The 12702-nt window shown below is 66.1% G+C and carries 12 protein-coding genes and 1 other annotated feature; of the genes, 9 read left to right on the top strand and 3 right to left on the bottom strand.

Annotated elements, in window-relative coordinates:
- The first annotated feature begins 131 nt into the window (after window positions 1–131).
- Window positions 132–998: an IS3 family transposase gene (locus FB547_RS27880; protein ID WP_145746872.1), complete on the top strand. Its 867-nt coding sequence runs from the start codon at window positions 132–134 to the stop codon at window positions 996–998.
- Window positions 411–503: a sequence feature (AL1L pseudoknot), on the top strand. Its footprint overlaps the gene before it by 93 nt.
- On the opposite strand, the gene FB547_RS33400 is transcribed toward FB547_RS27880, so the two are convergent.
- The gene (locus tag FB547_RS33400; RefSeq protein WP_186454263.1) at window positions 965–1111 is read right to left on the bottom strand and encodes a hypothetical protein; all 147 of its coding nucleotides are present in this window, start codon (window positions 1109–1111) and stop codon (window positions 965–967) included. The genes FB547_RS27880 and FB547_RS33400 overlap by 34 nt on opposite strands.
- A 189-nt stretch (window positions 1112–1300) precedes the next feature.
- Here FB547_RS33400 and FB547_RS33695 point away from each other — a divergent pair, with 189 nt between their 5' ends.
- Window positions 1301–1606: an SDR family NAD(P)-dependent oxidoreductase gene (locus FB547_RS33695; protein WP_261380422.1), complete on the top strand. Its 306-nt coding sequence runs from the start codon at window positions 1301–1303 to the stop codon at window positions 1604–1606.
- 16 nt (window positions 1607–1622) lie between these two features.
- Here FB547_RS33695 and FB547_RS27865 read toward each other — a convergent pair whose 3' ends face one another.
- On the bottom strand, window positions 1623–2891 hold the full coding sequence (locus tag FB547_RS27865; RefSeq protein ID WP_145746871.1) for a hypothetical protein: 1269 nt from the start codon (window positions 2889–2891) through the stop codon (window positions 1623–1625).
- Window positions 2892–3033: 142 nt separating this feature from the next.
- Window positions 3034–5256 (bottom strand): LamG-like jellyroll fold domain-containing protein, encoded by a 2223-nt coding sequence (locus tag FB547_RS27860; RefSeq protein WP_145746870.1) that lies wholly within the window; start codon window positions 5254–5256, stop codon window positions 3034–3036.
- A 318-nt stretch (window positions 5257–5574) separates the two neighbouring features.
- On the opposite strand from FB547_RS27860, the gene FB547_RS27855 reads away from it, so the two are divergent.
- The 7 genes from FB547_RS27855 (at window position 5575) to FB547_RS27820 (ending at window position 12696) form a co-directional block, all read left to right on the top strand.
- Entirely contained in the window at window positions 5575–6078 is a 504-nt protein-coding gene (locus FB547_RS27855; protein WP_261380419.1) for a MarR family winged helix-turn-helix transcriptional regulator, read from the top strand.
- Window positions 6079–6087: 9 nt separating this feature from the next.
- The gene (locus tag FB547_RS27850) at window positions 6088–6957 is read left to right on the top strand and encodes a sterol desaturase family protein (RefSeq protein WP_145746882.1); all 870 of its coding nucleotides are present in this window, start codon (window positions 6088–6090) and stop codon (window positions 6955–6957) included.
- 338 nt (window positions 6958–7295) lie between these two features.
- On the top strand, window positions 7296–8210 hold the full coding sequence (locus tag FB547_RS27840) for a LysR family transcriptional regulator (protein ID WP_145746869.1): 915 nt from the start codon (window positions 7296–7298) through the stop codon (window positions 8208–8210).
- A 159-nt stretch (window positions 8211–8369) separates the two neighbouring features.
- On the top strand, window positions 8370–9743 hold the full coding sequence (locus tag FB547_RS27835) for an SLC13 family permease (RefSeq protein WP_145746868.1): 1374 nt from the start codon (window positions 8370–8372) through the stop codon (window positions 9741–9743).
- A gap of 45 nt (window positions 9744–9788) precedes the next feature.
- The gene (mdcA, locus tag FB547_RS27830; RefSeq protein ID WP_145746867.1) at window positions 9789–11471 is read left to right on the top strand and encodes a malonate decarboxylase subunit alpha; all 1683 of its coding nucleotides are present in this window, start codon (window positions 9789–9791) and stop codon (window positions 11469–11471) included.
- Window positions 11472–11485: 14 nt separating this feature from the next.
- On the top strand, window positions 11486–11818 hold the full coding sequence (gene mdcC / locus FB547_RS27825) for a malonate decarboxylase acyl carrier protein (RefSeq protein WP_145746866.1): 333 nt from the start codon (window positions 11486–11488) through the stop codon (window positions 11816–11818).
- Entirely contained in the window at window positions 11815–12696 is an 882-nt protein-coding gene (locus tag FB547_RS27820) for a biotin-independent malonate decarboxylase subunit beta (RefSeq protein ID WP_145746865.1), read from the top strand. The genes mdcC and FB547_RS27820 overlap by 4 nt, the downstream gene beginning before the upstream one ends.
- Window positions 12697–12702: the final 6 nt, after the last annotated feature.

Genomic DNA, 12702 nt, shown 5'->3' with positions numbered 1-12702 from the left:
TCGGATTGCAGGGACTCAGCCCGGTCGACTACCGGCTGAGAAGCACCGCCTGATCGGCGGAATCGTGACCGTCCAACTTCTGGGGGTCAGTTCAATCTTGTGGAGGCTCAACACTCTGAGAGGATTGAGCCATGAAGGAGTCGAACAAGTTCTCACCCGGGGTGCGTGAGCGCGCGGTGAGGATGGTGCAAGAGCACCGTGGGGAGTACCCGTCGCTGTGGGCGGCGATCGAGTCGATTGCACCGAAGATCGGCTGTGTGCCGCAGACGCTGATCGAATGGGTCAGGCGCGACGAGGTCGACAACGGCGTTCGAGAGGGCATGACGACCAGCGAGGCCCAGCGGATGAAGGGACTCGAACGCGAGGTCAAGGAACTGCGCCGAGCCAACGAGATACCTGAAGCTGGCGAGCGCGTTTTTCGCCCAGGCGGAGCTCGACCGCCGGCTGAAGTCCTGAGGGATTTCATCGACAAGCATCGTGCCACCTTCGGGGGCGGGCTACCGGCGGCACGCGGCGCTGCGACCTGGCAGGGCTGGCTGTACGTCGCCTTCGTGATCGATGTGTTCGCCCGACGCATCGTGGGCTGGCGGGTCAGCAGTTCAATGCGCACGGACTTCGTGCTCGATGCGTTGGAGCAAGCGCTGTACGACCGTCAACCCGAACGCGACGGCAGCTTGATTTGTCACTCGGATCGCGGGTCGCAATACGTCAGCATCCGGTACACCGAACGGCTGGGCGAGGCTGGCATTGAGCCATCAGTAGGCAGCAAAGGCAATTCCTATGACAACGCCCTGGCCGAGACGATCAACGGCCTCTACAAGGCCGATCTGATCCATCGCCGGGCACCGTGGAAGACCAAGGAGGCGGTGGAGTTCGCGACGCTCGAATGGGTGTCCTGGTTCAACCACCATCGCCTGCTCGAACCCATCGGCTACATCCCGCCCGCAGAAGCTGAGGCAAACTATTACCGGCAACTCGCCTCGGTCCGGTCGGTGTAGCCGCACACCACGAACTCCTGGCGCTGCTTGCACTTGAGCTTGAGCCAGGTCTCCGATCGCCTGGACACGTAGGGCGCGTCCAAGCGCTTGGCGATCACGTCCTCGAGGTTCATCTGGCAAGCCGAGCTGAGGATGGGGACCGGGTCGGATTCGAAATCGGCGCTGTACCGGATGTGTTCCGTCTTCTGCGTGAAGTCCGCTTGGCGCTTCGTACGCTGCGCGCGGCAGCTCGCCACATGAAGCCGCGCCGGCAGGGACGCATCGCCGCGACCACGTCGATCGCGGGGCTGCGCTCGGAGTAGCTGTGGGGGTATGCCTACGTCACGTCCAAGGCAGCGGCAAACAACTTATTCAGGCAGGCCGCCATCGAGCTGGCGCCCCACAACGTGCTGGTGAACGCCATTGCGCGCGGCCCCTTCGCCGCGAACATCAGCGGCGGCCGACTGCACGTTCCGGAGTCAGCCGAGCGGATGCGCACCCACGTCCCCCTGGGCCGGGTGGCCCAGGTCGACGAGGTCAAGGGACCGGCGCTGCTGCTGGCCTCGCCCGCTTCCAGCTGCATGACCGGCGCGATCATCCCGGTCGATGGCGGGGCCACCGCGCGGTAGCGAAGACAGCAGGCCGCTATTTCAGTGCGGCGCCGCCGCGCGCGAGGTACTGTGCCGACAGCCGCGCGAACTGGCCGCCATCCGTGGCAATGGAGGTCTGGTGGCTGCCGCCTGCGCTGAAGATGATCGCGAAGGTTTGCATGTCGCCGTACTCCTGCGTGTTGCGCAGCATGTAGTCGACGTGGTTGTCGCGGTAGTGCTGGTCGGTGCCGCCGGGCGTGTCCGAAGGCACGCCCATCGGCGTCTGCCACCACAGGATCGGCAGGCCGTTGCCCAGCGCCGCGCGGTAGTCCGAATACTGCTTCTGCGAATCGTGGAAGTTCGGGCTGGTCTTGTTGCTCGCGTCCCAGTAGAACGGAGCGCTTCCGTTCTGGCATTCGGCAGGCCGCGATGCAGCTTCCCTGCAGCCCGCGTCGCGGTCGCTGGTCTGGGCGACGATGAAGTCGGCCTGATTCGCGCCGGCCGTGCGCATCTGAGCAGCGATCTCCGCAGGGGTGCCGTTCCAGAAGGCAGGAGGGAACCCGAGCAGCGCCTTGGGCGCGACCTTCCTGCCCATCTGAACGAAACACTGGCCAAGGCCCGCGACGGTGTTCGGCAGTGTGCTGCATTCCGGCTGGCCGCTCACGGCAGCGGCCATCTTCGTCAGATCGCGACCGGGTGCCTGCGACGCGGCGAATCCCCAGAAGTCCGGCTCCAGATTGATCAGAACGGGCGTGCCCAGCTCCGCAATGCGCTGGTACATCAACCGGACCTGGCCCCAGTACTTGTCCATGAAGGTCTTGTCGCTGATGCCGCTCAGGTTGCCCTCGCCGTTCGCCGTCATCTGGTAGAGCGTGAACATGGGAACCGCACCGTAGGCCTGGGCGGCCTGCGCGGTGAAGGTGACGTAGGCCCCATCGGGACTGTTCCACGTGGGCCAGGAACCCGGCCCGACACCCACCAGATAGCGCTCGACGATGTCGGGTTGGATGTCCTGGCTCTTCATGTCGTCGATGGAAGTGGCGCCCAGGCCGAGCAGCACCCGGGCGGGCTTGCCGAGCCTGCTGGCCAAGGCGACCGTGGCCGCGACGGGCGCGGTGCCGCCCCCGCCCTGGATGCCACCGCCGCCTTGAACATCACCACCACCCGAAGCGCCGCCGGTGCCTTGGCCGCCACTGCTCGGGCCGGCATTGGAGGAAGCGCCGCTGCCGGACTGGCCGGTCGGGCTCCCCACCAGCGCAAGGCCGGCCCCACCGCCGCCCCCACCTCCTCCGCCGCCGCAGCCGAAAAGCAGCAGCGAAGTCATCAGTGCGGAAACGCATCGTCGAGAAGCAAAGTTCATGAGAAAAGTCTGTTTGGATCGAAGAAAGCCCCGGCGCGTCCTGGAAGGCGCACGCGGGTCGGTTGAAGGTCAGGGTCGGTTGCGCCGCGCAGCTATCCGTCGGCCGTCAGCGCGCGAGGTTCGCGATGAAGGCCGCGTCCTGCGCACCGCCGTAGATGCGGAAGTCCTGCATGCGGCCCTTGAAGAACGGATCGCCGCCGTACTGCGAACGGCCCAACCAGGTCTGCGTGGTGCGGCCCAGCTGGAAGGGATTGATCCAGATGCCGTTCCCGGTGGCGACCTGCGCGCCATCCATGTAGAGCGTGCCCACGGTGCCCGAGAGCGTGAACGCCACGTGCACCCAACGCCCCGTGGGCAACAGGCCGGTGGTCACAGACTCCTCGTTCCAGAACTGATTGCGCGAGGCCGAAAAACGCAGCTGGTCCTTGCCATCGCGCGGGATCAGCGACATGTAGGCCACGTCGTTGGAGCCGAAGTCGAAGATGCGCGTATTGACGGCTGTCGCATCCCAATAGACCCACACCGCGATCGTGAAATCGCCCAGGGACGACACGGCCCCGTCGGGCAGCGCAACGTGACCGCTGCGGCCGTCGAGCTGCACAGCACTTCCGCCGGCGCGTCCTTCGCCCCAGCTCGTACCGCCCTTCAACTGCGCATGCAGGCCGTGGCCGCTGGCGTCATTGGCATCGCCGTTGAGCGGCAGGTGCAGCCACAGCTCGCCGGGCACGGCCACGCGCAGGGTGTCCGCGCCGGCGAGTTGGCCCGTGTCGGTCACGGCGTCGATCCGGTAGTACCAGGTGCCCTGGGCCGGGGCATCGGTGTAGGTGCGCGGGTCGGTGACTGTCGAAAGGGTCGTGAACAGACCGTCGGGCGAAGCCGCTCGCTGCACGAGGTAGTGGGAGGCGCCTGCGCTGCCCCACCAGGACAGCTGCACCTTCCCATCGTTGAGCAATGCACTCAGTCCGCTGGGCTTTGCGGCGGGGACCGGATCGCGCGCATAGAGCAGCGTGCCCAGCCCCGGCTGGTCGCCGCCATCGGCTCGCTCCGGCCGTACCTTGTCGACGACTGCCTTGGTCCATGGTGCCGATAGGCCCTTGCGGTTCACGTAGTGGTTGTAGATGAGTTCCCAGCAAGGCCGCAGGCTGCCCGTGCCCGCCGCCTGGGTGCCCGTTCCGAAGACGCCCGTGTAAGGAGCGAACGGCATCGTGAACAGGGCGTTGCCGCTGGCGTCCGCCAGGTTCGTCTTGGCGACATACTCCGCGCCGGCCAGCAGCCGGTTGTTCCAGTATCCGTAGAGATCCTCGCCCTGGTTCCAGGCCATCTCGCACAGTGCACCGGCCAGGGAGATGCCAAGGGTCGAATGGCCCTGGTCGCGATGGCTTTCCTGCCATTGCCCCAGATAACCGGGATGCACGTAGTAGACGTTGTTGGCGCTCGCGCCGTTGCCCCGGCCGGTCTTGTAGTAGCTGATCGCCTCGGCGGTCAGATCGGGCCGGTCGCAGAACACGCCGATCGCGTAGACGGAGCAGATGTTGCACAGGTCCCAGTTGGCCCAGTAGTGGGTGACCTTTCTTGTCTCGGTTCCGTTGTGATTGACCAGGAAGTCGTGGCACAACGGATAGAACACCTTCAGCAGCATGTCCTGAAAGCGGGCGAGGTCCTCCTTCGCCCATCCGGAATAGGTCCGCATCAGTTCCGCGGCGTTGGCCCACTGGAAGCCATAGAGCCCCGAGGCGAGGAAGACGTTCGAATTGCCGTCGAGCTTGGTCAGGGTCGAAGACCAGGCGTTGAGGAACTCCACCGACTTCTTCGCATAGTTCTCGTCGTTCGTGATCTTCCAGCGCAGCGCGAGATGGAGCGCGCGCTGCATATCCACGATCATCACGCCGAAGTTCTGGCCGTCCACGCCACGGATCACCGTCGCCAGCGGGAACGGCCTGGTGTCGAGGTTGGCCCGCCCGCCATTGAGCAGCATGCCCCAGCCACCAACCCACGGCTGCGCGCTGGCTGCGAGCTTGTCACGGATGCGCTGCAGGTCGGTCTCCGTGACGAGCAGGCCCGGATGCGCAATCTTGCGTGCTTCCGGCGCGGGGGGCGTCGTCTCGGGCGTCGAGGCTGCAGGGTTGTCTGCGGCACCGGGAGCCGCACCCGATGTCTGCTGTTGCGGCGTCTGCTGCGCGGCGGCGCCACCCATGGGCGAGAAGCTGCTGCCCCCGCTTCCTCCACCGCAAGCCGTCGTTCCCAGTGCCAGGGCACTTGCAGTACCGATAAAGAAAGTGCGGCGATCCAGCAGCGAGGCGCTCTTGTCGTCGTTCGTGGGATGTGTCATCTATCTTGAATGTGCAAAGAAGAGACTCTGCAATCTGCGTGCCACTCGCCCTGATCGCTCGATACGGAGAAATTCGGTAAAACCGATGGATGCATTGCACGTGCTGCAAGGGAAACGCACCGGCAAGAAGTGACAATCGTTGTCACCCGAGGCGTCCGGCGAAGCCATCGAATGTCAGCAGCCTTGCGATCCCATGCGGGATCGAGAGGAACCACCGACGCATCGACATGCGCGCGCCGGACGCAGGCCCGCACGCTGGCCCGTGCGTTGACATTTTAGTAAGACTGTTCTTACAATAAATCTAGTAAGCAACGTCTTATGAAAACCATGGCAAAAAATCGAAATGACGCTCAGGCATGTGCCAGCCAACTGCGGCGTGCTGTCACCCTGCTCTCACGCCCCTTGCGGCCCAAGCTTCAAACTGAGGGCATTGGCGCGGCCAAATTGAGTGTGATCGGTCAGCTCCGCCTTGCAGGCCCCATGACACCTACTGAACTAGCCATGCGAGAGGGCGTCAAGGTCCAATCCTTAACCCGTCTGCTGGCTGAATTGGAGGCCGAAAACTGGGTGAAACGCGAACCGCATGCCACCGACGGCCGGCAATCGGTACTCACGCTGACCAGATCGGGTTTGACATTGCTGGGCAGCGCTGCCAAACGCGTGGAGATTTCACTGGCACAGGTCATTGCCTCCGAACTGACGTCCACGGAGTGCGCGCAGTTGCAAAGTGCTTGCGTACTGCTGGAGCGGATTGCACAGGCTCTTCCGACAGTTGCTGCCGACCCAACCGCTGCCAACGCACGGCCAATCGATCAGGAGTAAGCCATGAGCATGAACAAATTCCTGGTCTTGGTGGTGCTCCCCATTCTTGTGCTGGCCTCGCTGCTGGAAGCCGCCGTTCTGGCGCGCAGGCAAGGCTACGACTGGAAAGCCCTGGGCGTTTCTCTGACCAATGTGGTGGCGCGCCATGTGTTCGCCATTGCGATTCCGTTCTCCCTGGCCGCCCCCGTTTTCGATTGGGCGTGGACTCATCGCTTGACCACTGTCACGATCGATTCGTGGCAGGCGATCGCCGTGTTGTTCCTGGGTCAGGAGTTTTGCTACTACTGGTACCACCGCGCCTCGCACCGTGTGCGCTGGTTTTGGGCCAGCCACTCGGTGCACCACACACCCAACCAATTGACCCTGGCAGCCGCCTACCGCGTTTCCATGGTGGGCAAGCTCACCGGCAGCGTGGTCTTTTTCGTGCCTTTGGTCTGGCTGGGATTTCACCCGCAACTGGTGTTGGCGACCTTGGCGCTGAATCTGGCCTACCAATTCTGGATCCACGCCGCGTGGATTCCCAAACTGGGCTGGCTGGAATACGTGCTCAATACCCCCTCCAGCCACCGCGTGCATCACGCCGCCAACCTGGAGTATCTGGATGGGAACTACGGCGGTGTGTTGATTGTGTTTGACCGTCTGTTCGGTACCTATATTGCGGAGCGCGCAGACACTCCCTGCCGCTATGGTTTGGTCAAACCTCAAACCAGCTACAACCCCTTACGGGTGGAATTTGATCAGTGGCTTTCGCTGGCGAGAGATGTCGTTGCGGTGCGTGGCTTCAAGGCCAAACTGGCCCATGTTGTGATGCCACCAGGGTGGAGTGCCATAGGACCCGGCGAGACGACCGAAGAACTGCGCCAGCGTGCGGGCAAATAGCTTTCCCGCCGGATGGCCTCAGGGGCATCAGCTCTCCAGCCAGGCGCGCCTGAGAAGGCCAGCAGACGCACATGCCGCGCCGGACGTCTGCGTTGACATGATGGCGCTTGCAGGCGGTCATTGCGAACGTGGGCATCACGGCCGTGCCGAAGCCTGCTTCCACCATCGAGATCAAGGTGCCGAAGAAGCTCACCGACCGACTTTCGGGTGCCACGCGCGCACGCCATCGCTCCAGTTGCCCGCTCGGAGTCGTCGCGCCAGGCGGCGGCGGCCACGCCCACGCGCAGGCGCGGCAGATGAGTGCAGGGTTACGATCGGGCCTCATCCGCAGGCCCTCCATGCTCCTCCACGTCGACGAAGAGATCACCTTCCGCAAGCTCGAGATCCTGCTGGCCTTCATGGAGACCGGCAACCTGGCCCGCGCGGCGGAAAAGCTCGAGATCAGCGCCGTCAGCGTGCATCGGGCCCTGCATTCGCTGGAAACCGGGCTGCGCTGCGCGCTGTTCCGGCATGAAGGCCGCAACCTGCACCCGACCGAAGCCGCACATGCGCTGGCGGAGGTGGCGCGCGAGGTGCTTCGCACCATGGCCCAGGGCATCCGCGCCACGCGGGAGGTCGCTGGCTACTCGTCCGACCGCATCCGCATCGGCTCCCTCTATTCGCTGACGAGCCGCACTGTGCCGCAGCTGATCATGGGCATGAAGCTGCGCAAGCCCGACCTGCACACCGAGCTCGTGCTCGGCTCCAATGCGCACCTGCTGCAGAAGCTGCGCGATGGCGCGATCGATGCCGCGCTCATGGCCATTCCCGAGGATGTTTCCGATGTCGAATCGGAGCCCCTGTTCGAGGACGACATCCAGTTTGCTGCGCCGGTGGGCTCCCCCTACGCCGCGCTGAAGGAAATCGACCTGAGCAGCTGCGCCGGCGAACGCTTCGTGAGCCTGAGCGAAGGTTTCGCCACCTACCGGGGGTTCGTGGAGACCTTCCGCATCGCCGGCTTCACGCCCAACGTGGTGATGAAGACCGACGACATCTTCTCGCTCATGAACCTGGTCAGCGGCGGCGTCGGCTACACGCTGCTGCCGGGGCGGGTGCGCGGCGTCATGCCGCAGAAGGTGCAGTTGATCCCGCTGCAGCCCAGGTACCTGATGCGCCAGACCATCGCGCTCAACTTCCTGCGCACCCGCGAGCGCGATCCCAACCTGCTTGCGCTGCTGTCGGTGTGCCGCCTGGCCAAGGCCGAACTCGGCTGAGCGCGCGGTACCGGCCCGATTCGGGTTAACCCTCGATCGTTTCGCAAGGCGTAAGGGTCGGCCACGCCGCTTCATTGATCGTCCCGGAGGGGGTCCGTACCGTACGGACCCAGGCGCACGGTGCATGTGCGCCGTACCCAAAACACCGGAGACGCCTCGATGAGTTCACATTGGATTTCGATCTACGCACTGGTCGGCATGTTCGTGCTGGCCACGGTGCTGCCCATCAACATGGGTGTGATCGCCTTCGTCGGTGCCTTCCTGGTCGGCACGCTGGTGGCCGGCATGAACGCGAAGGGGATCATGGGCGGCTTTCCCGCCGACCTGTTTCTCACGCTGGTGGGCATCACCTACCTGTTTGCGCTGGCGCAGAACAACGGCACCATCGACTGGCTCGTCAGGCTGGCGGTGCGCGCCGTGCGCGGGCGCATCGCCGCCATCCCGTGGATCATGTTCCTGATCGCCGCGCTGCTCACGGCGGTGGGCGCGGTCAGCCCGGCGGCGGTGGCCATCATCGCGCCGATCGCGCTCGGCTTTGCCGCCAGGTACGGCATCAATCCGCTGCTCATGGGGCTCATGGTCGTGCACGGTGCGCAGGGCGGCGGCTTCTCGCCGATCAGCATCTACGGCGGCATCACCAACAAGATCGTTGCCAAGGCCGGCCTGCCGCTCAACGAGATCGCCACCATGCTGGCGAGCCTCGGCGTCAACCTGTCGGTGTCGCTGCTGCTGTTCTTCCTGATGGGCGGAATGAAGCTGATGCGCCAGCGAGCGAATGCCGATGGCAGTGCGCCGGTCGTGCCGCGCGCCTTGCATGGACAGAGCGGCGCGCAGGTGTATGGCGATGCCGAGGGCGAATCGTTCCCCGAGGAGCGGCGTACCGCGGCGCGGGCGGAGAACTCGCTGATGGAATCGGCGCCCGCCGGGGCCGCGAACCCAGGCTCGCGTGGCTACCAGATCGCAACCGTGGCCGGCCTGCTGGCGCTGGCCGTGCTGACGCTGTTCTTCAAGCAGGACATCGGCTTCGTCTCGATCACCATCGGCCTCGTGCTGACGCTGATGGCGCCCAACCTGCAAAAGCGCGCGCTGGGCCAGGTGTCGTGGCCGGAGATCATGCTGATCGTGGGCGTCAGCACCTACGTGGGCGTGATGGAAAAGATGGGCACGATCGACTTCGTCGGCCACAGCGTGGCCGGGCTCACCTCGCCGATGGTCGCGGCGCTGCTGCTGTGCTTCGTGGGCGCCGTGGTCTCGGCCTTCGCCTCGTCGACCGCCGTGCTCGGTTCGCTGATCCCGCTGGCGGTGCCGTTCCTGCAGGGCGGCAGCGGCGTGAGCGCCATCGGCTTCATCGCGGCGATGGCCGTGTCCTCGACCATCGTCGACGTCAGCCCGTTCTCCACCAACGGCGCGCTGGTGCTCGCCAACGCCAAGGGCGTGGACCGCGACCTGTTCTTCCGGCAGCTGATGGTGTATGGCGCCATCGTGACGCTGGTGGCTCCCGTGGTGGTGTGGCTGCTCTTCGTGGTGCTCTGAGGCGCTTCCCCCGATTCGATCGACTTTCAACCCCCTCCTCCTCTCATGACCCCCAGTTCCTGGACCTCCAAGGCCGACGACCGCAATGCCCGGCTCGCGCGCGCGGCCGATGCGCTCGGGACGCGGCTCGCCGGCAAGCGTGTCGAGACCGAAGCCATTGCCACCCTGCTCGAAGCCGTGCTCTCGCCCGGCGACCGTGTCTGCCTCGAAGGCAACAACCAGAAGCAGGCCGACTTCCTGGCGCAGGCCCTGGTGCAGGTCGATCCGCAGCGCATCCACGGCCTGCACATGGTGCAGTCGGTGCTGGCGCTGCCGGAGCACCTGGACGTGTTCGAGAACGGCGTGGCGGCCCGGCTGGACTTCAGCTTCTCGGGGCCGCAGGGCGCGCGGCTGGCCAAGCTGGTATCGGCGGGGCGCATCGAGATCGGCGCGATCCACACCTACCTCGAACTGTTCGCGCGCTATTTCGTCGACCTGACGCCCAAGGTCGCGCTGGTCGCCGCGCAGGCAGCGGATGCCGAAGGCAATCTCTACACCGGCCCCAATACCGAGGACACGCCCGCCATCGTCGAGGCCACGGCGTTCTCGGGCGGCATCGTGATCGCGCAGGTCAACGAAATGGTCGACGGCAGGACCACCACACTGCCGCGCATCGACATCCCCGCCGACTGGGTGAGCTTCGTCGTCAAGGCGCCGCGCCCGAACTTCATCGAGCCGCTGTTCACGCGCGACCCGGCGCAGATCAGCGAGGTCCAGATCCTGATGGCGATGATGGCGATCAAGGGCATCTATGCCGAATACGGCGTGCAGCGCCTGAACCACGGCATCGGCTTCGACACGGCGGCCATCGAACTGCTGCTGCCGACCTATGGCGAGTCGCTCGGCCTCAGGGGCAAGATCGGCAAGCATTGGGCGCTGAACCCGCATCCGGCGCTGATACCCGCCATCGAAGCGGGCTGGGTGGAGTCCGTGCATTCCTTCGGTTCCGAGCTGGGCATGGAGGACTACATCCGCGCGCGCTCCGACGTGTTCTTCACCGGTCCCGACGGCAGCCTGCGCAGCAACCGCGCCTTCTGCCAGGCGGCGGGCCACTACGCCTGCGACATGTTCATCGGCTCGACCCTGCAGATCGACCTCGACGGCAACAGTTCCACCGCCACGCTGGGCCGCATCGCCGGCTTCGGCGGCGCGCCCAACATGGGCGCCGATGCGCGCGGCCGCCGCCATGCGAGCCCGGCCTGGCTCAAGGCCGGGCGCGAGGCGCGTGCCGGCCGCACGGGCGCCGCCGGCACGCCGCGCGGGCAGAAGCTGGTGGTGCAGATGGTCGAGACTTTCCGCGAGCACATGCAGCCGGCCTTCGTCGACCGGCTCGACGCCTGGACGCTGCAGGAGCAGGCCGGCATGGACCTGCCGCCGATCATGATCTACGGCGACGACGTCTCGCACATCCTCACCGAGGAAGGCATCGCCAACCTGCTGCTGTGCCGCAGCGACGCGGAGCGCGAACAGGCCATCCGCGGCGTGGCCGGCTACACCGCGGTGGGCCTGGCACGCGACAGGCGCGCGGTGGAGAACCTGCGCGACCGCGGCGTGATCCGCCGGCCGCAGGACCTTGGCATCGACCCCCGCCAGGCCACGCGCAACCTGCTGGCCGCACGCAGCATGCGCGACCTGGTGCGCGCCTCCGGCGGGCTGTACCAGCCGCCCAAGCGCTTCAGAAACTGGTAGCAGGAGATCCGACAATGAGCGACGTTCCCGCAGGGCTCGAAACCCTGGACTTTTCCTTTTCCGGCGGCCGGCCGGCCGGGGCCTTTGCGCCGGTGCTGGTCGGCGTGGTCGGCTCCGGCAACCTCGAGGTGCTGCTCGAGCCGGCCGGCGGCAACGACTGCGCTGTGCGCGTCGAAACCTCGGCGCGCGGCTTCGGGCCGATCTGGCAGGCCGTGATGAACGACTTCCACGCGCGCCATCCGCTGGCCGGCGTGCGCGTGTCGATCAACGACATGGGGGCCACGCCCGCGGTGGTGAGCCTGCGCCTGGACCAGGCGGTGGCCGAAATCACCGGAGGCCGGCCATGATCAGCTATGCCGAATGCTCGGCGCGCGAGCGGCTGGCGCTGCTGCTGGACGCCGGCAGTTTCCACGAATGGCTGCCGCCCAGCGAGCGGGTCATGAGCCCGCACCTGGCACAGCTCGGCGTGCCCTCGGCCTTCGACGACGGCGTGGCGGTCGGCCGCGCGATGCTCGATGGCCGTGAGGTGTTCGTGGCTGCCCAGGAAGGCGCGTTCATGGGCGGCGGCGTCGGCGAGGTGCATGGCGCCAAGCTGGTCGGCCTGCTGCAGCGGGCGCTGCGCGACCGGCCGGCGGCGGTGCTGCTGCTGGCCGAATCGGGCGGCGTGCGATTGCACGAGGCCAATGCCGGGTTGATTGCGGTATCGGAAGTGATGCGCGCCCTGCTCGACGTGCGCGCCGCGGGCATCCCGGTGCTCGTGCTGATCGGCGGCGCCAATGGCTGCTTCGGCGGCATGGGCATCGTGGCGCGCTGTGCCGACCACATCGTGATGAGCGATGTCGGCCGGCTGGCGATGTCGGGCCCCGAAGTGATCGAGGCATCCCATGGCGTGGATGAGTTCGACTCGCGCGACCGGGCGCTGGTCTGGCGCACGACCGGCGGCAAGCACCGCTGGCTGACCGGCGATTGCGATGCGCTGGTCGAAGACGACGTTGCCGCCTTCCGCGCGGCGGCCATCGCGGCGATCGGTGCATCGAAGCCGTTCACGCTCGCGGCACTGGAGCAGGAGCACGCGCTGCTCACGCAACGCCTGCACGCCCTGGACACCACCGACATCACGGACCGCGACGAGGCGGAGTTGCTCTGGAGCGCGCTCGGCATTGCCGATGCGGCGCAGGTCGGCGAGCTTTCGGTCGACGCCGTGCGCGCGCTTCGCACCATCTGAACGAGG

The sequence above is a fragment of the Variovorax beijingensis genome, from assembly GCF_007828835.1.
In the GTDB taxonomy this organism is placed as follows: Bacteria; Pseudomonadota; Gammaproteobacteria; order Burkholderiales; family Burkholderiaceae_C; genus Variovorax; species Variovorax beijingensis_A.
This window is presented reverse-complemented; position numbering and strand designations above follow the sequence as displayed.